At 65.4% G+C, this 24,420-nt stretch carries 15 protein-coding genes and 1 pseudogene; 4 read left to right on the top strand and 12 right to left on the bottom strand.

Translation table 11 applies throughout. From position 1 onward, the window contains the following. Window positions 1-15 precede the first annotated feature (15 nt). Window positions 16-258 carry a transcriptional regulator gene (locus XnspCFBP7698_RS01655; RefSeq protein WP_104579752.1) on the top strand — a complete coding sequence of 81 codons (243 nt, stop codon included), beginning with the start codon at window positions 16-18 and terminating at the stop codon, window positions 256-258. Window positions 259-283: 25 nt separating this feature from the next. Here the strand turns inward: XnspCFBP7698_RS01655 and XnspCFBP7698_RS01650 are convergent, their stop codons facing one another. Next, complete coding sequence (locus XnspCFBP7698_RS01650; RefSeq protein WP_104579680.1) at window positions 284-646, bottom strand: AlpA family phage regulatory protein; 363 nt, start codon at window positions 644-646, stop codon at window positions 284-286. A gap of 483 nt (window positions 647-1,129) precedes the next feature. After that, window positions 1,130-1,252: pseudogene (locus XnspCFBP7698_RS01635) on the bottom strand (replication initiator protein A); the annotation flags it as partial. A 37-nt stretch (window positions 1,253-1,289) separates the two neighbouring features. On the opposite strand from XnspCFBP7698_RS01635, the gene XnspCFBP7698_RS21690 reads away from it, so the two are divergent. Beyond that, the gene (locus tag XnspCFBP7698_RS21690; protein WP_233548902.1) at window positions 1,290-2,510 is read left to right on the top strand and encodes a hypothetical protein; all 1,221 of its coding nucleotides are present in this window, start codon (window positions 1,290-1,292) and stop codon (window positions 2,508-2,510) included. Between the two features lie 327 nt (window positions 2,511-2,837). Here XnspCFBP7698_RS21690 and XnspCFBP7698_RS01625 read toward each other — a convergent pair whose 3' ends face one another. From XnspCFBP7698_RS01625 to XnspCFBP7698_RS01605, 5 genes are read right to left on the bottom strand one after another with little or no spacing between them, the layout of a single operon-like run. After that, window positions 2,838-4,100, bottom strand: a complete 1,263-nt coding sequence (locus XnspCFBP7698_RS01625; RefSeq protein ID WP_233548901.1) for a TIGR02679 family protein — start codon at window positions 4,098-4,100, stop codon at window positions 2,838-2,840. Window positions 4,101-4,159: 59 nt separating this feature from the next. Further along, the gene (locus XnspCFBP7698_RS01620) at window positions 4,160-8,287 is read right to left on the bottom strand and encodes a TIGR02680 family protein (protein WP_104579678.1); all 4,128 of its coding nucleotides are present in this window, start codon (window positions 8,285-8,287) and stop codon (window positions 4,160-4,162) included. Further along, window positions 8,284-9,546, bottom strand: a complete 1,263-nt coding sequence (locus XnspCFBP7698_RS01615) for a TIGR02678 family protein (protein ID WP_104579677.1) — start codon at window positions 9,544-9,546, stop codon at window positions 8,284-8,286. Before XnspCFBP7698_RS01615 ends, XnspCFBP7698_RS01620 begins: the two co-directional genes overlap by 4 nt. Continuing rightward, window positions 9,543-11,087 (bottom strand): TIGR02677 family protein, encoded by a 1,545-nt coding sequence (locus XnspCFBP7698_RS01610; RefSeq protein WP_104579676.1) that lies wholly within the window; start codon window positions 11,085-11,087, stop codon window positions 9,543-9,545. Before XnspCFBP7698_RS01610 ends, XnspCFBP7698_RS01615 begins: the two co-directional genes overlap by 4 nt. 1 nt (window position 11,088) lies before the next feature. Beyond that, window positions 11,089-17,727 (bottom strand): DUF3320 domain-containing protein, encoded by a 6,639-nt coding sequence (locus XnspCFBP7698_RS01605; protein WP_104579675.1) that lies wholly within the window; start codon window positions 17,725-17,727, stop codon window positions 11,089-11,091. A 209-nt stretch (window positions 17,728-17,936) separates the two neighbouring features. Between XnspCFBP7698_RS01605 and XnspCFBP7698_RS01600 the strand changes: the two genes are divergently transcribed. Together XnspCFBP7698_RS01600 and XnspCFBP7698_RS01595 are read left to right on the top strand one after the other, a co-directional pair. Continuing rightward, window positions 17,937-18,428 (top strand): helix-turn-helix domain-containing protein, encoded by a 492-nt coding sequence (locus XnspCFBP7698_RS01600; protein WP_104579674.1) that lies wholly within the window; start codon window positions 17,937-17,939, stop codon window positions 18,426-18,428. After that, window positions 18,425-19,081, top strand: coding sequence for a nucleotidyl transferase AbiEii/AbiGii toxin family protein (locus XnspCFBP7698_RS01595; RefSeq protein WP_104579673.1), 657 nt, complete (start codon window positions 18,425-18,427; stop codon window positions 19,079-19,081). The genes XnspCFBP7698_RS01600 and XnspCFBP7698_RS01595 overlap by 4 nt, the downstream gene beginning before the upstream one ends. 523 nt (window positions 19,082-19,604) lie before the next feature. Here XnspCFBP7698_RS01595 and XnspCFBP7698_RS01590 read toward each other — a convergent pair. From XnspCFBP7698_RS01590 to XnspCFBP7698_RS01570, 5 genes are all read right to left on the bottom strand, one after another. Then, window positions 19,605-20,054, bottom strand: a complete 450-nt coding sequence (locus tag XnspCFBP7698_RS01590) for an AraC family transcriptional regulator (protein WP_199859844.1) — start codon at window positions 20,052-20,054, stop codon at window positions 19,605-19,607. 82 nt (window positions 20,055-20,136) lie between these two features. Continuing rightward, on the bottom strand, window positions 20,137-21,060 hold the full coding sequence (locus tag XnspCFBP7698_RS01585) for an NADP-dependent oxidoreductase (RefSeq protein ID WP_104579672.1): 924 nt from the start codon (window positions 21,058-21,060) through the stop codon (window positions 20,137-20,139). 208 nt (window positions 21,061-21,268) lie between these two features. Continuing rightward, complete coding sequence (locus tag XnspCFBP7698_RS01580; protein WP_104579671.1) at window positions 21,269-21,946, bottom strand: TetR/AcrR family transcriptional regulator; 678 nt, start codon at window positions 21,944-21,946, stop codon at window positions 21,269-21,271. A gap of 371 nt (window positions 21,947-22,317) precedes the next feature. After that, window positions 22,318-22,959 carry a hypothetical protein gene (locus tag XnspCFBP7698_RS01575; protein ID WP_104579670.1) on the bottom strand — a complete coding sequence of 214 codons (642 nt, stop codon included), beginning with the start codon at window positions 22,957-22,959 and terminating at the stop codon, window positions 22,318-22,320. Window positions 22,960-23,002: 43 nt separating this feature from the next. Then, a complete protein-coding gene (locus tag XnspCFBP7698_RS01570; protein WP_047694931.1) occupies window positions 23,003-24,130 on the bottom strand; it encodes a Cache 3/Cache 2 fusion domain-containing protein in 1,128 nt (375 codons plus the stop codon). Window positions 24,131-24,420 lie beyond the last annotated feature (290 nt).

Here is a 24,420-nt window from a genome sequence, read left to right as displayed (position 1 = left end):
GATGGAGCGATCGCGATGGTTCACGACTTCACATTGGTCTATGCGCTGAATCCCGAACTGGATTCGCAGGATGAGGTCCTGCGCCGACTGGCCGGCAGCGACTGTGCCGACGCCACGGTGGGCTTGGGTTGGCCTGGACACGTCGCGCTGGCCTTCAGCCGGAAGGCACAGGACCGGGATGTTGCGGTCACGCTTGCTGCGGCTCAGATGGCACAGGTGCTGCCCGGGGCAGAACTGGTCAGGGTGGATGCCGGGTAGTCGCCGTGGATGCCAAATGGTGGTTTCATCGAACAGGGCGGTGCCGGCGCAGCCGCACGTCCGGGCCGGGGGATGCGTTGGCCTCTTTCGATCGGGAGGCTTGCTTACGGCCTTCGATCCAGGCTTCGACCTCTTCCAGATCCCAGACCACGCAGCGCGGCTTCAGCCGGAAGCGCCGGGGAAACTCGCCGCGCTGCTCCATTTCGTAGATGGTGGTTTCCGCCAAGGGCACGATCTGATGCAGCTCGCGTCGACGAATCGTGCGGCGAAAGGGGAGCGGTGATCCCTTCGGGAACTGCGGAAGCTCGGCGTAACGCTCGGTGCCAGGATGGGGCAGGGAAGCTGTGTGTTGTGCAGAGGTCCTGATTGGTTCCGAGTCGGCAGCCATCGTCCAGATTCCATGTGTTCGCAATGAACGTCATGGTCGCTATCGGTCGCGATCGCGACAACTTGCTGCAGCGAGGCTAGGCGTAGGAAAGGCGCATCCCGGCGTTCCGCCGTCGGGCTCGCGGGCTGTGCCCCGCGCCTCTGCGAGTCGTGTCCATCCGGCTTTGATCCCTGATGCCTTCGGCCTGGATCGCTGATCCGGGCCTGCGCGCTGCGCTTGCCTTCCACTTCGTCGTTGGAGATGGAGGGGCGGGCTTGCTGTTCCCTTCACCGTATCACGGCGTTCTCGCCGTCAATGACTGCGCGTGCTCGCACGCTTGCGGCCTGTCGGCCGTCTGCGATCCCTGACTGCTTGCGCTGCGCCGTGAGGCGCCGGTTCCGGGCAATTCCGCCCGAGCAACCGGAGCACGATCATGTCGCAACTGTCCTTTTTCTCGTTCGATTCGCTGCTGCACGTGCGCGATACTCAAGGCCGCTATCGGCTGTCGGCGTCCCATATCGTGGCGATGCCGTGCTCGGCCGTGCCTTCCACGCGGATGGTGATGTTCCCGCTGCGGAAGTCGATCGGCGCCGTGCGCCGCGACTTCGCCAGCGAGAAAAACGGAAAGAACACAGCCTACCGGGAACAGGTTGGGTTTCAGGGGTTGAACTGGCTCAGTGACATGACGATGGCGGAGGATCGCCCCAAGGAGGTCGCTTTGGAGCTTCGCCACATGGAAATGCTCCCCCGCCTGACTGCCTATCTTCGTAGTAACCCGTCGCCCGAAGATCAACCTTTTGACGGCGTTGATGACTATTTCAGGGAATGGTCAGTCTTGTATCTGAGAAGGACGTCGTTCAGGGATATGCTGGCAGACGACGACCGCTTTGGAGGTCGCGCCTATTCGGCATATGTGGCTGTTCTCGAAGCGCTCTCAGCCATGTCGCAGCAGAGGCTTTGCTATGCCGGACTGCTGAATGCTGATGATCCACGCATTGGAATCAGGAATCTCTTGACTGGCGGAGCATTTCATGAAGACCTGATCAAAGGGGTAGCCAATTTTCTCGATGCATCCCGGCAAGAAGTGTCGGAGCTTTTGGATCATCTGACGTTGAGTCCTGCAAACGCCAAGGACCATCTGGAGCGTGGAACACAAGCACTCGCTCCGGCAGTCAGGACGAGCCAGCAATTGGTGGCGCTCCCGGCGTACGGTCTGGAGCTCAATCCATTCCTATTTCTCTGGACAGAGCTGCGCAGGCGGTATGAGAAGGATTGGTTTGATGCTGCCAATCGACGAGAAGGTAGATGGGTTACCGAACTGCATGCACAGTTCCCAGCGCCCCACTGGCACTGCCTCGATGGTGTCAAGCTGAAGCGGGATGGTAAGACGGTCACCGACATTGATTTCGTCGCGCACGATGCCCGCTGCAACAGCGTCATTCTCTTCCAGCTCAAGTGGCAGCAGCCATTCGTAGGTGACGACAAAGTGCGTCGGAACAATGCGAGTAGTCTGGTCGATGACAGCAACAAGTGGATCGCTGATGTCCTGGGCTGGATCAAGGCAGTTGGAGCCAACGGATTGAAGGAGCGTCTTGCGATCAAAAACGATACCGCTCTCTATATTCACATCGTCGTGCTGGGGCGTTACCACGCCCACTTCACATCCGCAAACGGTCATGATCCTCGGGCTCTCTGGTATGACTGGGGCCATTTCCTACGTCAGCGAACCCAACGCCCCTGCGATTCAGCCGATGAATTTGTGACATCCCTCGGAAAGTCGGTGGAACGGGTGACAGCCGAGGTGGAACCGGAATCGTTTTTCATTCCTCTCGGCGACATTCTGATGCTCGTCAATCCGACGCGCATACCTTCGATGAACTCATAGTCTTTGCGGTAAAGCCTTGATGAGCTTCCATACCACTAGATAGCTGGGGGAGTTAAGATGGATGACGATTGACAATGAAGTCGAAAGAGTCGTTGCCCCGCAAATCGTTCCATCTCCCGCGCCAACAAAAGAGGTGCGTTCTTGACGGTAGAAGTGACGGTAAGGCCTCATGTCGATCACAACCAATCCCTAGAATCACGGGGGCTTACGAGCCCCGTTGATGATTGAGTGGGCGGGTAGGGTTCCAGCGTAAGTCGTCGCGCTATGGCGTGGATCATCAGGTTGGCGCAAAGCATCGGTGAATCGGAGTAATTCGGTGAAGGTCAATCAGTTTTCTGCCGGGCCCGGTATGCGTAGATCTTCAATCAGAATGGTTGCTACGGCTTCCTCTGCGATGGCAGTGCCACGATTCTGCATGGCGGTTGCGAGATGAATATCCCAGTCCGCGTTGACGGGTATGGCACCAAGCTCATGCCTCACGCGTGCGGTGGAACTTGCGGCAGCTTCGTAATCTTGGGTGCTCATTCGCCAAGGGTTTGCATTCCAGGTGCGGATCACGAAATTCGCGATGCCGATGCCCGGCCAATCGAAGTCTCCGTGATAGCGCAGCTTTGCGCCGGCGGCCTGCAATTGATCTAGCAGGATACGTTGCGCGGCCGATGGCATGCCGTCCGTGCAGACCAGTGGAGCGCAGCTAGCGCCCAACTGATCGGCTGCGATGGCGAGGAAGTTGGGGTTCTCGCAGACATGGACGATGCGATCGGCGACGGACCAGATCGGGCTGGCTCGAAGTAATTGCCGCAGCGAAATGTACGACGGCTCGCCTGGATGCCCCAGCGCTCCTTGGGAGGTGGCCACCGGCAGATTGAGGAAGAGTGCGGGCCTGGCCAATTCGTTGACCAGGATGCCGGCACGTGCCCAGATATCGCGTTGACGCTCCTCCGTGCCTTCTGCTTTTGGAGCATCTTCTGGGTTCTCCCTGGTTTCGTGGTTTGTTGGGTGCTGCCGTTCGTAATGCCGCCAAGCGGCGAGCACGAGGGTGGCCACCGGTCGCCCAGCGTCGAGGGCATGGGCGTCGCCGAGCAGGCTGGCCGCCAATTGTGAGCGGGGCTGCCCCAGCGCTGGAAGAGCACGCAGCACGCTGTCGGCGGCGTTCAACAATGGCATGGCATTTTCCGGGGCACGACTCAGGCGCTTGAGCAGCGGCGGGGCTGACGATGTGTTCAACCAATCCTGAAGCAGCGGGCACGCATCGACCGAGTCGGTCGCGGCGGCCCAGCGTGCCTGCAGTTCCAGGCGCTGCCGCGTCTTGTCGACGATGGGACCGTCTAGGCGTTCCAGCGCGTCGCGCAGTGAGTTCGCTAGGCCGGCTTCGCGCAATGCCGTGTCCAGTTGGCGGATGTCCAGGGTCATCGAGCGCGCCGGTCGTACGGGTCTGCCGGTCATCTGGCAGAGCGCTTGGTGCGCGTCGGGGGCGAGTCCGTCCAGCCGCAGCGTCGATGCGGTGGCATCGGGGCCGATGCGCTCGAAGTGTCGGCGCAGCCGCTGGCGCAGTGGGGCGAGGGCATCGTCGCCCAGCAGGCGTTGCAAGCGCGGATCGGGGGGGAGCGTGGCGTCGGCGCACATGCAGGTCGGGTTCAAGTGGCAGATCAGGCGGCAGGCGGGAATCGGCGATCGGGGTCGGGTTCCTGGCGCTTGGCGCGGCCGTCCCAGGTCCAGCGCGAGACGTGCACGGCGTCGATGCCTTCGTGGCGTTGCAATTGGGCGATCGCCACCCCGGGCAACTCGGCCGAGCAGGCCCATTCGCGTTCGCTGGTGACCACGAAGTCGAGGTCGAATTCGCGGATCAGCGCCCAGCAGTGATGGCGCGCGGCGTCATCGATGCCGGCGAAGACTTCGTCAAGCAGGACCAGCCGCGGCGCATGCGCGTGGCCGGCCAGGGAGTAGTAGCTGGAGACGGCGGCGAACAGCGGTACGGTCAGGCCCAGGGCGCGTTCGCCGCTGGAGGCCGGGCCGGACAACGGGCGCCATTGTCCGTCCCAGCGCTGGACGCGGAAGCGGTGCCAGCGGCGATAGTCGAGTGCGCGTGCCAGTTGTTCGTGCAGGCTGCCGCCCTGGTCGGCGTCGGCGCGGCTGCGTTCGGCGGCGATGCGCTGTTGCAGCATTTCGCCGACCACGCGGCGGTCCTCGACGCTCCACAGATCGGTGCTGGTGTTGAGCAGGCGCTGGCGGGCGGCCTTGAGGCCGACCGGGGCGCCGCCATCGCCGCTTTCGGGCAGGGTCTCCCACAGCAGCCGGAAGCGCACGCCGGTGGAGGTCGGGCGCTTGGCCAGTTCTTCGTTGATGGCCAGCACCTGTCGCTCGGCGTCGCGCAGCAGCTTGTGGATAGCGCTGGCGATTTCGGCCTGCAGGTGGTTCTCCAGCACCTCTCGTTCGCCGGCGGTCAGCAGTTCCCGGCGCTGCGCGATTTCGCCGGCCAGGCGCGTGCCAAGTTGGTCGGGGCGCTCGGGCCGGTTTTGGTAGACGATGCTGACGATCAGGCCGAAATCGCTGGTTTCGGCCTGGGCGCGGTGGCTGAGCGCGGCCAGCGCGCGGCCGAGTTCTGTGTAGTCCTGCGACACCTGGTTCTGCACGCGGTTCCAGGCGTCGTCGTCGTCCTTGACCTGCAGCAGCGCCTGTTCGGCGCGGCGTGCCAGGGCCAGGGCGGGTTCGATGGTCCAGGGCGCAGCCTGCGGCGGCAGTTCGGCATCGGGCAGCGCGATTTCGAGCAGGCCGGTGGCGGCGAAGCCCTGCCAGTGCTCGATGGCTTGCTGGCGCGAGGCGACGCGCTCGCTCAGGATGGCGTCGGAGGCCTCGACTTTCTGTTCGGCCCGGGCCCGCGTTTCGCCTGCAAGGCGAAGCGCTTCGTTGCTCGACTTGAGTTCCAGATCTGCACTGCTGACGGCCTGTCGGGCATCGCGGATGCGCTGCTGCAGTTCCTCTACCTTGGCGCCGACGGATTCACGCAGCGTCTGCAGGCGGATGCGGGCTTCTTCGGCCAGGAGATCGCGTTCGGCCGCTTGCTCAGCCGCGTGTTCGGCATCTGTCCGCGCTTGCTGTTCGCGTTCGACTTGTTGGCGGTGTTCTGCCAAGGCGTCGTGGCAGGAGCGCGCGGCACTGGCCAGGGCATGCAGCCGATCGCCGAAGGCGAGCAGCGCCTGATCGATGGTGCGCAGGGCGTCGCGCGCCGGCGGCAGCGCGAGATCCCGGGCGTCCTGCTCCATGGTCTGGCTGGCAGCTTCCCATTGCTGGATGGCGCTGCGCAAGGCGTGCTCGGCCTGGTCCAGGCGCAGCCTGGCCGCATCGAGCTCGCGCACGCGCGTGCTGGCTTGCAGGTGCGCGGCGCGCAGGGCGTCGTCGGTGGGCGCGGACTGCCATTCGCTGGCAGCCTGGCGCTGGTCGGCAGCGAGTTGTGCGAAGCCGGCTTGCAGCTGCGCATGCGCTAGGTCGAGTTCCTCCAGTCGCTGGGCGATCTCGGTCAGGCGGCGCGCACGGGCGGCGGCGCGTGCCGCGTAACCGATGAACTCGGCGCGGGGCTTGTGCCAAGCACCGGCCAATGCGCCCAGCCGGAAGCGGCCGCCGGGGCCGATCCAGGCTTCGGTGCCCGGGTCGTCCTGCTCGCCGCAGCCGACGCCCTCAAGCAGGCGTTGCAGCACGGCGGGGGCGACCATCGGCGTGGCATCGGCCGGGGCAGCTGGCTGCAGCCACGCTGCCAGCGAATCCGGGCGCGCTGGCCGGCCAAGCCACTGGGCATCGTGCGGTAGCGGCGCGCCGCCGCAATCCTGCAACTGTCCGTCGGGCGTCACCCAGGCGTCGAGCAGGCCCGAGGCCTGCAGCGCGGCTTCGAGGCCGGGCTGCAGATCGGCCGGCACTGTCGGCGCGAATTCGACCAGTTGCCACAGCGGCGCGCCGGCCCGGCCTTCGCGCGCGCCGGGCGCGCGCCATGCCGGTGGCGGGGGCAGGGCGTCTTCGCCGGATTGCAGGCGCGTGCGCTCCGCGTGCAGCGTGGCCTGTTCCTGTTCCAGGGCTTGTTGTTCGGTCTGCAACATGGCCTGGCGCTGGGCCAGCCGCAGGCTGGCGGCCTGCTGGGCGCGGTGCAGGGCGGCGCGCGCGGGGTTGTCGCCGTGCAGGCTCGCGGTCCAGGCAGCCAGCGTTTCGAGGACGTCGCCGCTGTCGGGCACCTGCAACTGCTGCGCAGCATCCAGATGGGATTGCCAGGCTTCGAGCAGGTGCTGGCCTTGCCGTTCGACGGCCACGTCGGCCTCTTCTCGGCGGGCGGCGGCGGCCTCGGCCTCGTCGGCACGTTCGTCGCGCAAGTCCTGCGCGCGTACCCGCTCCTGGGCCGCCTGCTCGGCTTCGTCGCAGCGGCGCTGCAGGTGGGCGACCTGTTCGCGACGGGCGGCAGCGGTGTGGCGCAGGTCCTGCTGTGCCGATGCCAGCGCCGGCGGCGTCAGGGCGGCCGCCTCGCCGTGGGCCAGCGGGCTGGCGCCGTAGTTGGACGCCAGACCAGCGGTTTCGGCCGCTGCGCTGGCCTGTGTGCGGGCCTCGGCCAGTGCGTGACCCGCATCCTCTGCACGCTGGGCGCGCTGCCGTGTGGCCTGCTGTTCCTGCTCGAAGCGGGTCTGTCGGCGCTGGCGTTCAGTGCGGGCGGCGCCCGCGTCGCGTTGCTGCCGCTCGGCGTCGGCTGCCGCCTTGTCCAGGGCCTTGGCGTCAGTCATGGCCGGGTCGTTCTGCAACTCGTCGAGCCGGCTGCGGTGGCCGGCCAGCGCATTTTCCGCCCGCTGTTGCGCCTGTGTCGCTCCCGTTTCGGCGGCGCGTGCGGCCTCCAGGGCGAGGCGGCCGTCGTTGAGTTCGCGGCTGGCGTTGTCGAAGCCGGTCTGCGCACTGCGCAGGCTGCGTGCATGGCGCCGGGCCTGGGTGGCGGCGTAGCGCTGGTAACGCTGGTTGAACTGGCCGACGGCGCGCTCCAAGGCCTCGTACTCCTCCAGCTCGCGGCGGTATTCCTCGAGCTGGTTCAGGGCGTCGGCGACGTCGGCCAGCAGGTCGGTGGAGATCGGCGGCAGTGCTTCGGTCAGCGCGTTGGAGAGGTTGGTCTCGTCCGGTTTCTTGGAGAGCTGCGGCTGGCGCAGCTGAATCAGCGTATCCATCAGCGCGGTGTAGCGCTGCGGCCCCAAGTGGAACAGACGCTCATCGACTGCGCGCCGGTAGGCGGTCGCGGTATCGAACACCTGCCCATGGTCCTGCAGCGCGTCGCGCAGGCGCTCGCGCGTGAGCACCGCACGCGCGGGGCTCATCAGCCAGATGTCCTGGCCGATGCGCTGCTGTTCGAGCACGAAGAACCAGCTGTCGACCTGGGGGCGCGCGGCCACCGCCAGCAGTCCGCAGCCCAGCGTGAGGTAGTGCGGCTGGCCGTCGGCGCCAAGCCGGCCCAGCTCCAGCCAGGCGTAGCCCATGCGGCGGTCGAGGCGGCCCAGCAGCAGGTTCCAGGCCATCTTCTTGCTGGCGTCGCCGTCGGGTTCGATGCGCGAGGGCTTGAGCTGGGCGTCGAACAGGAACGGCAGGGTCAGCGAGAGCACCTTGGATTTGCCGGTGCCATTGTTGCCGCGCAGCAGCAGGTGGCCGTCGCGGAACCAGAACTCCTCGCTGTCGTAGTGGAACAGCTCGACCAGCCCCAGCCGCAGTGGCTGCCAGCGTGCGAGGGTGGGGATGGGCAAGGACGGGGAGGTGGTGTCGGTCATTCGAGCAGGGACGGATGGGCGGCCCCGGGCGCGGCCGGCTGGCGGATATCGGCCTCGCCGAGGGCGAAGCGCGCCAGTGCGGGCAGGGGCTGGACGTGGGTCTCGTCGCATGCCGCGAGTTGCAGTTTCTGCAGGCGCTCAAGTGCCAGGTCGGCCAGTTCGCGTTCGGCACCGGGTTCGCGCGCCGATTTGCGCCAGTAGCTGCCGTGCGCTTCACGGGCGGTGGCGAGGAAGGCGATGACGTCGTCGCGGTTGATCGCATCGGCGGTTTCCCGCGACCGGGACAGGAACTCGGCGACCAGCAGGGTGGCATGGGCCTCAGTGCCTTCGGCGGGCATGGCGATGTCGGTCAGTTCTGCATCCTCGTCCGCTAGAGCCAGGCCTTCGGCACGCTGCTCGGCGACCAGGCCGGCGGCCTCGCACAGGCGGCTGGCCATTGCGCCGCGCTGGTTGACGAAATAGGCGCGCAATTCGGCGTCGAGGGTATCCAGATAGACCACGGGGTCGTCCAGCAGGCGGCGCGCGAGGTGGTGGCGCAGGGCCGTGCGCCGGCCTTCCTCGCTGTCCGGCTGGTGCTCGGTGACCAGCGAGGCCAGGCGTGCGTCCAAGTCCACCGGGGCCTGCTCGGCGGGCCAGGTGGACGGGCCGCGGACCGCGGCGAGCACCCCAGCCAGTACGCGGCGGCGCACATCGTACAAGGCGTCCGCGCCCTCGGCCGCCTCGCCGCTGCTGCGTACGTAGCCTTCTTCGTCGCCGGCGACACGCTGCAGCACACCGAGCTCCAGCAGGCTGCGGCAGACGGCAACAAGTTCGCGGCGCTCGTGCGCGGCGCCGAGGGTGAAACGAAAGCCGAGCGATTCCAGCGTGGGGTCGGTGGCCAGCGTCAGCAGCCGCTCGCCGAGGACACGCAGGGTGATTTGCGGGTCGGCGCGTTCGAGCACTGCGCAGCCCAGACACAGCAGCACGTAGCGCCTGTAGTCGTAACCGGGCAGGCCGCGGCTGGCGTCGCGCAGGTCGGCCGGCCGCTTGTACAGGCGCGCGCAGTCGCGCTCGATGTGCAGCGTCCAGCCGGTCTCGCGCGCGAACCAGGCGCGCAACTCGTCGGCGTGGCGGCGCACGGCGGCGAAGCCCTCGTGCGCCGGGGTCATCAGCGGCGACATCAGCAGGGCGCGCAGCGCCTGGCGGCGTTCGTCGTCGCGGTGGCGGGCCTGCTGGCGGCCGATGCTGTGGCTGTTCGCGCGGCTGTCGCTGGGGCTCATGGTGTTGCGTCCGTGCGGGTGATGGTGATCAGGTGGTCGCGGCCGCTGAACGCGCCGGTGGCGGTGTGGATGGTGGCCCGGCTGTCCGCGGCCAGCGGCTGCATGCGGATGCGCAGCAGGCCGTCGCCGCTGGGCACGTCCACCTCGGCGTCGGGCGAGGATTGCGCGGTCAGCGCCTCGCCCAGCAGCCCGAGGAACAGGGCGAAGGCATGCGGGTCGAGTGTGCCGAACTCGGACAGGCGCGTGCTGCGGCCGTTGGCCAGGCGCTGGCGAGCGGCTTCGATTTGCGCATGTTCCTCGTGCAACCGGGCGGCGAGCAATTGGCGCTCGGCATCGCGCGCCTGCACCCGTGGCAGTGCGCCGCGTGGCGATGCCTGGCCGTATTCGCGCAGGCGCGGATGGATGCGCAGCGGCGGCGCGTCGGCCCAAGGCGTGCTGGCGGGCAAGTCCTGCGCCCCGGACGCCAGTTCGGGGTTCAACGAGAAGTGGCGGGCCGGGTTGAGCGCGAATGCTGCGCGCGCCAGACGATGGGTCTGGGCATCGTCCTCGCAGGCGGCGAACCAGCCGGCAAGCATGCGGAAGTCCGCAGAGCGGTCGCTGCGTCCGCTGCGGCGCTCATTGATCGTGGCCACGGCTGACAGCAGCTGCGGGATCGCCGCGCGTGCCTTGGCGCGCAGCAATTCGGACTGCGCGGGTGCGTGTCCGGTGGCCAGGAACCAGCGGCGCAGCCCCGTCCAGCGTTCGCGCCAGGCCTGCCAGCCGCGCGTGACTGCGTCGAGTTGTTCGGTTTCGTCGCCCGGCGCGCTGTCGCGGGCCTGGCGCTGGGCGGCCAGCCACAGCAGCGAGTCGATGCGCGGCTGCAGCGAGAGGATGTGCTGGGCGATGCCGCCGGAACGCGCGACCAGATCGCCGATGAAACGCTCCAAGTAGTCGATCAGCCGCTTTTTGTATGCGAGCACGGCTGCGGCGTCGGCCTGCTGCAATTCGATGCCGCGGCCGACGCTAGCCATGAAGGCCTGAGCGTTGTCGGCCAAGCTCTCAAACACGCGAACCAGGTCGCGCAGGGTTTCGTGCACCTTGACGGCATCGGGTTCGGCGCTGTCGGCCAGGGCCAGCAACGCCTTCAGGCGCAGGGCGATGTCCTCAAGTGCGACGCTCTGCAACTCGGCGCGCCGGCGCAGCGTGCGGCTGAAGGCTGCTAGCGCGGCTTCCACCGCCTCGCCACCCAGCGAGAGCCGGTAGACGAAGCGCGCGCGATAGAAGTCGCTGATGCTGGCGACACGGGCGGTGTCCGGCTGGGATTCGAGGTTGCCCCATTCGGCCAATTGCGCCAGCGCCGCCTGGATTTCTTCCATCCGAGGCGTGGCCGAGCTGACCAACGTCGACCAGTCGCCGTCTTCCAATACCTCGTCGGGGCGAAGATGCAGCCGGAACTGCCGCTTGGCAGCGGCGAAGCAATCCATGACACAGCGATACAGCGCGGCCTTTTCCGCACTGACGTGGCGAAACAGATCGGCTTGGGCTGTTGCTGGGAGCGTCATCTCACGGGCTGGGCGATATGGATTGCAAGGCCAGCGCCAAACGCGCCCGGCTCGCGGCGCCTAACTTCTGCAGTCCCAGTTCGCGCGCCATCGCGGTGTAGATCGATTCGCCTTGAGCGCCGCGTGCGATCATGGCACGGGCCAGCGAAGCCAGTTCCTGCAAGCTGATCTCGTCGGCTGCCCGCAAGCTGTCCTCGTCGGCAGGCGCCCGGAAAGGCGGCTCCGTTGCAGGATCACGGTGCTCGGGCCAGTAGAACGTGCCGACCTCTTCATCCGTCGTCCGATAGCGGGCCCGAGCAAGTCGGAACACGCGCTCGCGGATCCGTCCGCCCGTGCGCAGCCAGCCGTGGGCACGGGCGATGCGACGGGCCAGCAGCGCGTCGAGCACGGGCCCCTCGTGATCGACGACGTGCGCGATCATGGCCGACAGGATGTCGTTGTACTCACCGTCAAAGAATCTATCGGGATTGGCCCCGGCGACAGCTTCGGTGGGATCTGTGACCCGATAGAGCGAGGTTTCCGGTGGCGTTGTTTCTTCGGCATCGGCATGGGCTGCTACTGCGGAGACCTGGCGAGCAAAGACTTCCTCGACTTGCTGTGATGGAGCTGTCGCCGAGACTTCCGGTGCGATCGGGGCCGCGTCCTGGGCTGGGGTCGCCGTTTCCCCGTCTGGCTTCGTCACCGATGCCATGGCCTGCGCGATGGCCGCTTGCACCAGGTGCTCGGCCTCGGCTTCGCGCTCGGCCTGTTCGGCGCGCCGCTCGCGCTGGGCTGTGAGCAAGGCTTGCAGCCGGGCATCCAGCCTGTCGAGCGTGCCGGCCGGATCGATCCACCAGTCGGTGGACCAGACGCGAACAATGTCCCATCCCAGGCCGCGCAGGACTTGCTCGCGCAGCTTGTCGCGGTCGCGCGCAGTGGCACTGCGATGGTAGGTGGCGCCATCGCATTCCACACCGGCCAGATAACGTCCGGGTGCGTCGGGATCGACGATGCCGAGGTCGACGCGGAACGAGGAGGCCCCGATTTGCGGCTGGACTTGCCAGCCGTGCCGGGCCAGGGCGGTGGCCACGGCCTGTTCAAAGGGACTCTCGAAGCCGCCCAGGCTGCCGCGGTTGGCTTCCGCTAGCGCACGGGCACCGCGTTCGGCGAATTCCAGGAAGTGCTTGAGGTCGCGCACGCCGATGGCCTGGGTGCGCGCCAGGTCCATCTGCTCGGCCCGAAAGCTGGCGAACACGCGCAGTTCGTGACGTGCGCGGGTAATGGCCACGTTGAGCCGACGCTCGCCGCCTTGGCGGTTGAGCGGGCCGAAGTTCATGGCCAGTTGGCCTGCGGGGTCCGGGCCGTAGGTGATGGAGAAATAGATGAGATCGCGCTCGTCGCCCTGCACGCTCTCCACGTTCTTGACGAACAGCGGTTCCAACTCGTCCTCGGCGAAGTAGGGCTCCAGACGTGGGTCCTTGCGTCGTGCGTCGTCGAGCAGGTCCTCGATCAGCTTCTGCTGCTCGGCATTGAAGGTGACCACGCCGATCGTCAGCCCGCTTTCTCGGAAGCCGGGGGTCGTCAGCCGCGCCACGACATCGGCGACCAGCGCCCTGGCCTCTGCGGGGTTGGTCCGCGTGCCTCCCTTCTGATAGGCACCCGACACCAATTGCAAGCTGACCGCGCGATCATTGGTGACGGGGGAAGGAAAGGTGACCAGACCGCCGTCGTAGTAGGCATGGTTGGAGAAGGCGATCAGGCTTTCATGTCGGGAACGGTAGTGCCAGTTCAGATTCCGTGTCGGCAGATTGGCGCCGATGCACTCGTCGAGGATGCTTTCCAGGTCGGCCTCGACGTCTTCGTCGTCCAGCCCGGATTCGGCGCGGTCGAAGAAGGAGGTCGGCGGCAACTGTTTGGGGTCGCCGACCATGACGACCTGGCGGCCGCGGGCGATGGCACCGATCGCATCCCAGACCGGGATCTGCGAGGCTTCGTCGAAGATCACCAGGTCGAATGCGTTGGCCCCGGCCTGGAGGTACTGGGCGATGGACAGCGGGCTCATCAGCAGGCAGGGCGTGAGCTTGGTCAGCGCCTCCGGAATTTGGGCCATCAGTTCGCGCAAGGGTAGGTGCGCGCGCTTCTTCCCCATCTCGTGCCGCAGCAGCCCCCATTCGGAGTTGCGGCTGACGTTGTCCTGCGAGGGCAGGTCGGCGCACAGGCGGGCACGCAGCCAGTTCCGGGTCAGGGAGGTGAAGCGCTCATCGAGCTCGCGGAAATCGCGGATGCGCTGTTCGTGCTCGGCGCTGACGAAACCGCGAATGACCGGCTCATGATCGACCACGGCGTTGAGCCACCAGCGCGCGTAGTTGGTCTCGAAAGTTCGGCGTGCTTGGTCCGGGCCGACCTGGCCTTGCTCGATGCCCTGGACCAGCGTGGTCAGCCCGAGTGCCAGCGCCTCGTCGCGCGCCTGGCGCCATGCGCACCAACTGCGCAGACCGTGTTCGGCGCGCACAATGGACTGACTTTGCTTGATCAGCCCGTCGAGTGACAAAGACTGCCACTGCGTCTGGGCGGCCTCGGCAAAATGTCCGGTTGTCGCTAGTGCTTCGCGTCGGGGTAGCAACTGTTCCCATTTCTCCACGTATCGCGCGCCGGCCAGCGCGATGCGGCCACCTGGCTCCAGCAGTGCGTTGGCATCGCCCAATAGCGCATGCAGCGGTGCCTTGCAGGCAGAGATCTGTTCGGGCGTGGTGGCCAGGCGGGCCAGCACGGCAGCCAGATCCTCCCGCAGTTGGCAGGCCTGTTCGAGGTCATCCAGATTGGTGGCGAGACCTTTCCACAAGCCCGCGGTGGACTCTCGCAAGTCGTCCAGGGCGATCAGCGCCTGTTCTGTATCGGCTCGCTGGCGAAGCGTCTGGTGGTCGCGTGCCAGCTTGGGGCCGCAAGCGCCTTCTTCAACCAAGATATGGGTGTCCAATGCACCTTGCTGAGCATGGTTGCGCCAGTCGCTCAGGAAGTCGAGTGCGACTCGCAGGCGGTCGATTTGCGTGGCATGGCCTGCCCATAGGTCGTCGGTCGTTGTTTCCAGCGATGCCTGTGCAGCAATGTCCTGGTCGAGTTGGCGCAGTCGCCGAGCCCGTTGCAGATCGGCTTGCAGGGTGGCTCCGCATTGGCCATTGGCGATGACGTCGAAGCCGTCGTCTTCCCAGGCTTGGCTTTCGCGTACGGCAGCCAGGGCGGTTTGCCAGCGTAGGGCCGTGCGCACCTTGTCCTGTTCTGTGTCCAGTCCCGTCCAGACGTCCGCACATTCCGCGCCTGGAGCGATGGCCTGTATCTGCTGGCGCAAGACGCGGATGGCATTCCAATGCTGCAGATCGTTAGCGACGTCTGGCTGCGAGCCGCCTGTAGTGGCACTGGACAGTTGAGCTGTGACCTTGCGTTTACCCAGCCACGACTTTGGCCAGAACGTCTGCTCGGCCTGTTCCCACATTTGCTGCAACTGGGCGACGTCAAGCTGTTCGATCGTCTCGCCGTAGGGAGCCGACAGGGCAGCATGATGCTCGCTGAGCTGGGCCAGCAGGCCTAGTGCCTGGTTGAGCTGGACGGTGATGCGTACCGGCCAGGGCTCGCTAAGCTCGCCATGAGTCTGCCGATGTTCGGTGAGCAGGGCCAGCCCGTCGACGCAGGCGGTCATGACAGAGGTTGGCCACGGCGTGGACAACTGCATGTTCAGTTCCGCATGGCGGCGCACCAATGCCGCGCCTTCCAGCAAGCGTTGGCTCAGGCTGCGTGCGTCGGGCCGCAGGACAAAGCGCCAATCGTGTCCCGCCGCCAGAGGCAGGCGTTGGGCGAGGAGCAGCAGCGCTTCGCAGGTTTCGGGCGTCAACGTGGGCGAGGGCAGGTCGATGGCCTGGACGAACGCCTGGGCGGATTCGATCGTCGCCTGGGCGGCGGGGAGCACATCACGCGCAGTGGCGATCAGTTGTTGCTGCCAAGTGGGCGACCAGTCTCCCTGGCCAACCAGTGCCAAGGGGTGCTGCGCCAGCGCGGCATGGCCAATGGCTTGCGCATTGACTTCCAGCCGGTCCACGGCGTTGCGCAACTGTTCGATGCCCGCATGATCGTGCTGATCGGCCGAGGGCCAGCCCAGGGCGAGTATCGGGACGTCGTGTCCCGCGCTGACGGTGCCGATGGCATCGAACAGGCTCAAGCCGTTGCGGCGACGCTGGTGAAGGCGTTCCACATAGATGTTCAGCGCATCGCGCAGACGTTTGAGTTTGTCGGCTTCTGCCCGCCACTGCTCGGCGTCGGCTTGGCCGCTGCTGGACCAGGCGGACTGCAATTGGGCCAGTACGTCAAGTTTGCGGGCCTTGCTCGAGTGCAGCTCCAGGCAGAACTCGCCGAGGCCGATTTCGCGCAGGCGGCGGTAGACGACGTCTAGGGCCGCAATCTTCTCGGACACGAAGAGCACGCGCCGGCCTTGCGCCAGGGATTGAGCGATCAGGTTGGCGATGGTCTGGCTCTTGCCGGTGCCGGGTGGGCCGATCAGGACAAAATCCTTGCCCTGCGACGCGGCCAGCACGGCTGACAACTGCGAGGAGTCTGCCGGCAGGGGGCAGAATACTTGTTTGGGATCGAAGCGCTGGTCCAGTTCACGCACCTGCGGGAACGGAGCGCCCGGTGGATAGGCATCGCGCGGGGTGTCCAGCAGGTGGCGCACGACCGGGTTTTCGCGCAACTGTTCGCTGTGCTCGGCCAAGTCTTTCCACATCAGGTACTTGGCGAACGAGAACATGGACAGCACCACGTCCTCGGTGACTTCCCAGCCCTTGATGTCCTTGACGGCGTGGCCGACGATTTTCCAGACCGCAGCGACATCCAGGCCGGTCTCGTCTTGCGGCAGTGCACCTTCGAGGGCGCCTAGGCTCAGGTCGAAGTCCTGGCGCAACATCTCGATCAAGGTCGGATTGAAGCGGGGCTCGTCGTCATGCAGGCAGAGCGTGAAGCCCGAGCGGGCGCTCTTGCGCTGCAGACTGACCGGCACCAGGATCAACGGAGCGCGGTAGCGCTGGCCGTCGCGGTCTTCGCGTGTCCAGGATAGGAAGCCCAGAGCGAGATACAGCGTATTGGCACCGCCTTCCTGCAAAGTCGTGCGGGCGCCCCGGAACAACTCGGTCAGACGTGAATCGAGCTCGGTTTCGGGAATGCCGACAAAAACCTCACGTTTCTGCAGGGCTTCCAGCGCGTGCGCGCGGCGTACGTTCTCGCGTTCGCGGGCTTCGTAGATGGCCTGATCACGAGGATCGGCGCCGTCCATCAGGTCCGGACGCGGGCGCAGCTTCAGAGACTGGCCGCTGGCCAGGAGGTCTTCCAACGCCGCGGGGTCCGGTGCTTCCAGTTTGAGCGACTTCTTGCCGCCCTTGAAGTTGAGCAGATTGTTGCGTAGTGAAAGGTCCAGCAGCTTGCGTTGCCAGCGAAGCAGGCGGTCCTTGGGATCGAGTTGGCTGGCATCTTCCGCATTGGCCGGCGCGCTGTCCGGAAGGTCAGGCGCGTCTTCGATCGTGGGAACGGCGGGTGTGGCCGATGACGCTTCGGTATCTGTTGCACCAGCAGTGAGCGCTTCCGCGCTGGCCAATGGTTTGATGCGCTGCAGCCGGGCCCGGCGGATGTCTACGGCCAATCGGAATTCCGCATCCCGGGATTCTTCCACCTGCTGGGCGCCGCGTTCGGTTGCATAGCTGAAGGCGGCGGTAGAGCGCTGCGTGGTCAGGGTGGTCTCGAACAGCACCAGTTCCTTGAGCCTGAGGCGCTTGCGCAAGGCGGTCACGTCGTCGACGACCGTGGTGGAGAATTCTTCGGGTTGCAGCCAGACGCCGGCAAAGGCGTGACCCTCTGTGAAGACAAGCAGGGGGTTCAATCCTGCCTGCTCAAGTGCGGCGCAGAACAGCAAAGCTAGGTCAAAACACGTTCCCAGTCCCGAGCTTTCGATCTGGCTGGGACTGCGCACCTTCTGGCCCGACTGCTCGAAGCTGGCGGGCGGCAAGGCATAGTCCAACTGCATGCCGGCCGTGGCGCCCCAGATGGCCGAGGCCAGTTCCCAGGCGCGCTTGGCACCGCCGGCATATCCGTCCAGCGCAGGATTGCGATCGTTCTGGCGCAGCACCTCGGCGGTTCGCTTGAGCAGTCGATCCACGGCCGGATCGTTGGGCTGGACGAAGGCGGCGACCAGGTCGGGCAGATGCGAGATACCTCCCCATTGATTGCGGGGGAGCAACTCCAGGTGGATATCGCGTTGCGCGAGGGCAGGGGCGGAGGCATCTTCGTCCACTTTGCGCAGTGCCAGTGAGACCGCGGCCGTTTCGGCTTCGGTCAGCCGAGCCAGCAATCCGCCGTCCAGATTCACATCCAGGTCGCGGATCGGATAGCGCGAGCCCGCTGCCAGCGTGTCGATCCGCCACCGACGCGGCTTCAAGAACGGTGGATCGGAAGTCAGGACCAGCTCGACCTGCTCATGCGTCTGGTCGGTCTCGTTGATCAACCATAGATCCCGGACCAATGGGACCGCATTCTGAAAGTCCGCCAGGTTCAATTTGGCGATCAGGGTTGCGTCAATCTTCAGTTCGGCAGCGGCGGCCGAACCTTGCGGTTGTGTCTCGTCCATGGAATCCCCTGTGGTGCCCCGCCGTAACATGCATTACGCCCTGTTACGCCCTGCCAAGATATTAGCGCTAGTTGCCAGGCATTTCGGCTGGTGAGAGCCATGGCAGAACGGGAAGTAGATCCGGGCCGGCAGATCCAGTTCTTGCAGGTCAGGGCAGGTAGAGGTAAGATGTCAAAAATATAAGACATTTTAGTTGCTTGCTATCTGCCATGAACCTTATCGATATCGGCCATTCCGTGCGGGTCCGGCGCTCTGAACTGGGCTTGTCCCAAGCGCAGTTGGCTCACCTCAGCGGCCTGTCTCGTCAGACGCTGGTCGGCCTGGAGAAAGGCACCCTGAGCGATCTGGGCGTCAACCGGGTGGGACAGGTCATGGCGGTGCTGGGTCTGGACAGTCCGAAGCTGGATACGCAGGCGCGGCGCAAGAAGCGCGGGCTCTGGATGGCCGCCAAGACGGCCAGTGTCAGCTATGCGCAAGAACTGGCGCCCGAGACGCTGGAGCAAGCCCTGGCGAGTGGGGAAGTGCCTGCTTCATTTGCTCCGCACCTGACGCATTTGCTGGATGAGGCCCCCGTGCCTGTCGTCGTGATGGCCGTGGAGGAGGCTGCCTCGCATACACACCAGCCGGCAAAGCAAATCTGGCGCAATGTGGCGAAGTTGGCTGGATCCTTGTCTTTGCATCGCCGGACGCTGTGGGTATGAATTCCGAAGCATTGCCCAGCGGCCCGTGGGAGAAGCTGTTCCCACGGGCGCTGGCGCTGATCGGCGAAATCTGCCGATACGGTGGCATCACGGATCCGTTCTGGACGCTGGGTGGCGGAACCGTACTGATGTTTCGTTACCGTCATCGGCTGAGCAAAGACATCGACATCTTCGTGCCTGACCCGCAGTACCTCGGTTTTGTGTCGCCGCGATTGAGCGACACAGCCGCGGATTTGACGCAGGACTACGCCGAGCAATTAGGTACCTTCGTCAAACTGCAGTTCGAGGAGGGCGAGGTCGATTTCGTCGCTGCTCCCAATTTGCTGGACGATGCCTGGGACACATGGGATATCGGCGGTCGCGCAGTCAAAGTAGAGACTGCCGCTGAAATCATTGCCAAGAAGATGTACCACCGCGGTGATCGGGTCACGGCGCGGGATCTTTTCGACTTTGCGCTCGTGATCGAGCGCGAGCCTCGGCAGCTTCTGGCAGCGACGCCATTCCTTCTACGCCATCGGGAGGCATTCCTGTCCCAGATCCGAGCGCCGCATGCCAGCTTGCGCGCCGCGTTTGAGGCCATCGCCACTCTGGAGTACACGCCCAGCTTCGATCATTGCGTAGCCGTGGTCGGAGACTTCCTGGGCGAACTGTAGCCTCTTCGCATTTGGTCATTCCCCGTCGTATTGGAGCGCGCTAAGATGCATCCTGATCGACAATAAGCCCGGAAATGTCGACGCCGCGCAAATCCCTCCATAACCCGCGCCAACCTTAAACGCGCGATTTTGACGGTAGACGGCGACGGTATGTCGATCACAGAAAATCCCTTAAATCATAGGGACTTATGAGGCACGTTGATGACAGAGTGGGAGTGAGGGGCCGTCTGGCCCTGACCAGTGTTCGCTAGCCCCAGCACACTGAAAGCCCGCTTTATGCGGGCTTTCGGCTTTCAGTATAGCGTTCCGGGCAGGGATTGATGCGTAACGATCTGACTGCAATCAGGCTACGTCGCGCGGCGGGTTCCGGCAGGTCCAAGCCTCAGCTTTCGCCGCGGCAGGCACTCACGGTGCGGAATGGGGCCGGGTGTAGGAGCCGATCGCCTGGCGTACCGCGCGGACATCGCGTGCGGGAGGCGCGCCGAACTGGCGGAGATATTCGCGGCTGAATTGGGAGGCGCTCTCATAGCCGACGGCGAAGGCGACGTCGGACGCGCGATTGCTCGCCAGCGAGCAGAAGCTGGCGCGCTTCCTGCAGTCGGAGGTGTTTCTGATACTGGATCGGGCTCAGGCCGGTCAGCGACAGAAAGTGGCGATGCAGACTCGCCCGGCTCATGCCGCTTGCCGCGCACAGTGCATCAATGCGCAGCCGTGCATCGAAATTGTCCCTGATCCAGGCCACCGCGCGCCGGATACTGCCGAGTGCACCTTCGGGCTGGGCGATCTGCCGTAGCAGGCGGCCTTGCGGGCCTTGCAGGAGACGATAGAGCAATTCGCGCTCGAGCATCGGAGCCAGCACCGGGATGTCGGCGGGTGTGTCCAGCAGGGACAACAGCCGCAGCAAGGTGTCGCGGAGGGAGGGCGTCATGGGATTGATGGCGAAACGTGACCGCAGTGAGCCATCACCCGGCAATGCGGTTCGCTATCGCAACGCAGCGAAGCTGCCGCCAAGAGAGGGTGCGTTGGTCATATGGTGATCCGGTAGTCAGGGCGCGTCAGACGAGCGAGACAACGATCTTGCCGCGTGCCTTGCGCGAGGTCAGGCGCGCCCAGGCCTGGTCGAAGGCGTCGATGGACGCAGTGCTGTCGATGACCACGCGCACACCTTGCGCGACGATGGATGCCACCAGCTGATCCAGACGGTCTGCGTAGGGTTTTGCATAGAACATGCTGGCCAGCACGCCGTGTGCATTGGCGGTTGCCTCGTCCGGTGGCATGGCCGTGGAGACCAGGCGTCCACCCGCACGCAGCACCGCGTACGACTGTGTCTGGGTGTCGCCGCCGACCAGGTCCAGCACGACGTCCACGTTGGACGCGATGGCGGTGAAGTCCTCTGCGGTGTAGTCGATGACTTCATCGGCGCCCAGGTGACGGACCAGGTCCAGGCCATCACCGGAGGCTGTTGCGATGACGCGGGCGCCGGCCTTGCGCGCGAACTGCACCGCAAAATTGCCCACGCCACCGGCAGCGGCATGGATCAATACGGTTTCGCCTGCCTTGAGGCGCGCGGCGGAGAACAGCGCATGCCATGCGGTGATGCCGGCGGTGGGAATCGCAGCGCCTTCGGCCGCCGACAGGCCGGGCGGCAGCGCGACGCAGGCGGTGGCCGCGACGGCGGCGAATTCGGCAACCGCGCCGCTGCTGCCGGCATCGGTCCAGACCAGTACACGGTCGCCCGGTTGCCACTGCGTCACTGCAGCACCGACGCGTTCGATCACGCCGACGAAGTCGGTGCCCAGGGTGATGGGCAGGGAAATATCGAAAAAGTGCCGGGCAGCGCCGGAAACCACCAGCGCGTCGAGCGGGTTGAGTGCAGCGGCGTGTACGCGCAGCAGCACCTGATCCGACGCGATGTCGGGCACGGCGATGTCTTCCGTGGCGGGACGGTCATTGAATCGATGGAGACGGACAGCTTTCATGAGGTGCTCCGATGGAGTTGAACGAGGCGACGCTGCGTGCGGCAGCTATCGTGGCGGTGGGACAGGTGTTGCGTCGGCAACGCCCGGTGAGATGAGCGGCAGGCACGGTCAGGCACGCCAGATCGACCGACCAGGCGAAAACGCCAGATGCAATGCACGGCAGTGGGTCTTACCGCATCGCCGCGTGGTGGGTGCGAGGTGTTGCGGGTTATCCGCTCTGTGCCTTGACGGTGCGCTGGCCGACCGTTGCGCCCTGCAGCAAGGTACAGACCGCGTTGCCGACGATGCTGTCGATTTCCGACGTGTGCAGTGGCGGGCTGATCAGGCCGACGATTGCCAGCAACTTGACGTGGCTGGCGGTCATGCTCATGAACTGCTCCGCCAGCACATGAGCGGACAGGCGATCGGTGAACTGGCCGGGGGCATCGCCTTGCTGGGTGGCGATCCACTTGGCCACCTTGTCCTGAATCTTGAGGTAGCTGGCATTCAACATCGCCTGCGCGATATCGGGAAAGCGTTTGCCCTCGTTGGTCAGGATGCGATGCACGGCCAGTGTGTGCGGCGACAGCGCGGTGCGCACGAGGCTATGGCCGAGTGCGGGCAATGCGTCTGCAGGATGGCGCCCTTCGATGACCAGTGCATCGAGCGGCTTGGCCATCTCTGCGGCCACGTGCAGCATCGCCGCCTTGAACAGCCCTTCCTTGCCGCCGAAATGCGCATAGACATTGCGTCGCGAGCCACCAACCGTGGCGATGAGGTCGTCCACCGAAACGGCGTCGAAGCCCAGCTCCAGAAAGCGCTCGGACGCCACCACGATGAGGTCGTGGATGCGCTGGGCACCCTTGGTCGTGCGGTGGATCGGGGCGTCGGAGTGCGGGATTGCCATGAGCCTGACTGTGCATTTGGTGAGGTACTGTACCGTACCATTTTGCGAACGCAAGTGATGTTGGTGTTTTCCGTGCCGCATCCCACTGCTGTGCATGGGGCGTTGACAGCGGCGAGCAACGCGCCGAGCAGCTGGTCGGGCGGTGCGGCTGCAACGCGGCAGCGCGTGCCGATGTCCGCCCGCAGGCTGACGGACGCGCAAAAAAAACGAGCGCTGGGCGCTCGTCTATATTCTGGGCTGTGGAGACCGATCTGGCTGCATCGGTGGCTGAAGCGTCCCGCTGATCAAGTGCTGCCGCGGGCTTTGTCGCTGCTGGCGCAGCCACCGTGAGCGATGCCCGGACCAGATTGCCGGACGCGACGGCGCTTGCCTCAGCGCACCTTGGCCAGTGCCACGCGGGCATCGGCCATGAACTTTTGTGCTTCTTGCGGCGTAGCCAGGTTGGCGCCGAGCTGGCTGAGGACCTGTTCGATATCGCTGGAGGCTTCCCAGGCTTCGTCGCAGAGCATGCCGGCGATCGGGCCGAGATAATTCAATGCGACCTTTTCCAGCGCATCGCGTACCTGGTCGTCCGGTGCGCCCGCGCCGTCAGTGGCCGAGGGTGCAATGGCCGACGGGGCAGGGGCCTGCGCTGCGATCGGTGCCGGCGTAACCGGCGCCGCTGCGGGCGCGACCGGTGCACGGGCTGGTGCCGGCGCACCGCCCAGGTCCTGCTCGAACCCGCCCATCAACCACTGGCGGGAATCTTCGCTCAGCAGCGACGGCTTGCCCATGCCGGCGCCGGGGTCGACCTGAAAGCGGGCCTTCGCCGCACCGACCATGGTGAGGCGTTGCACGGCCTCGTCATTGCGCAGCATGCGGAAGACCACTTCTTCGATCTGCCCGGCATTGATGCGAACGATGCAGGAATGATTTTCTTCGGTGACGACAAACAGAAAGCCGGACGCCTTCTTCAATGCCAACGCCCTGAGCTCGCGCAGGACATCGATCAGCGGACGGAATTCAGTGGACATGGCGTCTTCCTTGCATCATTTGGTACGGGTCAGGTGAAGCGGCTCAGCGTTTGCTGAGGCGCTCCATGGCCAGCCGGACACTGTTGGACAGGCGGGAAATGGCGCGCGCCAGGGTACCAATTTCATCCTTGAGGTTGACCTCGTCGATGGTGTGGTTCCACTTGCCCAGGCTCAGTTCTTCGGCCACGGTGGTCAGATGCTGGATAGGGCGCAACACGCGGCTCCAGATCAGCGCCCATTGCAGGCCGAGCAACAGCGCGCACACCAGCAGGCCGATGCCGGCAATCCACAGCGACTGACGCACGATCACGCCATTGACGTCGCTCTTGGGATACGCCGACACCAGGGTGAAGCCCCAATCGGGCACTTCCTGCTTGGTCACGACCCAGTCGTCCGGGCTGTCCTTGACGATGCGCTCGATGGTGGCGGTGTCGGTGGTGGCGCCGGTGGTGGACTGGAAGCGCAGCTTGTTCTTGCTGTCGAATACGGCGATGAAGCCGGAGTCGAGCACGCGGCGGCTGCTGACCACGTTTTCCAGGGCCTGCGTGTCGGCCTTGTAGCCGACGTACCAGGCGCCGATGACGCGCTTGTCGCTGCCGGCGAAGATCGGCTCGTAGCCGGTGACGTACGGGTTGCCGAGGATGTCGACCACGCCGTAGAAGCTTTCGCCATTGCGCAGCTTGGCGGCGGCCTGGCCATTGGGGTCGAGCACGGTGCCGATGGCGCGGCTGCCGTCGTCCTTCTTGACGTTGGTGGAGATACGCACGAAGTCGTCGCCGGTGCGCGAGAACAGCGTGGCGGTGCCTTCGTGGATGGCGGTGACGTCGTCCAGCATGGTGAAGACGTTGGCCTGCGGGCGCTGGCCCAGCAACAGGTCGTTGGCATTGCGATCGGCGACGCGGATCTCGTTGCCCACGCTCGGTGCGCCCTGCGCATTGGCTTCCTTGCGCAGTTGGCGCATGGAGGAATTGACACGGTCGAGCATCATCGAGCGGGTGACCGCGAACAAGGTCTGCAAGGACACCGACTGGCGCTCGATCGAGTCGCCGGCTTCGAACTTGACCCGGTTCGCTTCGGTAATGGCCAGAATGACCGTCAGTGCCACCACCACGACCAGCACCAAGGCCAGCACCGGCAACAGCAGGCGCACCCGCAAAGAGTGACGAAGCATCGCAATTCCCCTGAACGCGTTTAAATGATTGAAACGATGGCCGCCGCGGCGTCGTGCGGCGGTCGGACGTAGCCGTTATCGGCTGTCACCCATGATGCTGAAGCGGCCCCCATGCCGCTGGCGGTGCATACGATAGCTCAAGCCGATCCATTTGACAGGGTGCACCGATCGTGGCGTGGGCCTTGCGTTCAAGAATGCTCGACCGTGTTGCAAAGTTGGCGGGGTGGACTGGGGGCGACTGCAGCCCGGGGCGCGCGCTTGCCGGGCCAGTCCAGGTCAGTACTTTCGCC

The organism is Xanthomonas sp. CFBP 7698 (assembly GCF_003600855.1).
GTDB lineage: Bacteria > Pseudomonadota > Gammaproteobacteria > Xanthomonadales > Xanthomonadaceae > Xanthomonas > Xanthomonas cannabis.
The sequence above is the reverse complement of the archived record's forward strand: the minus strand, read 5'-3'. Positions and strand labels throughout refer to the sequence as shown.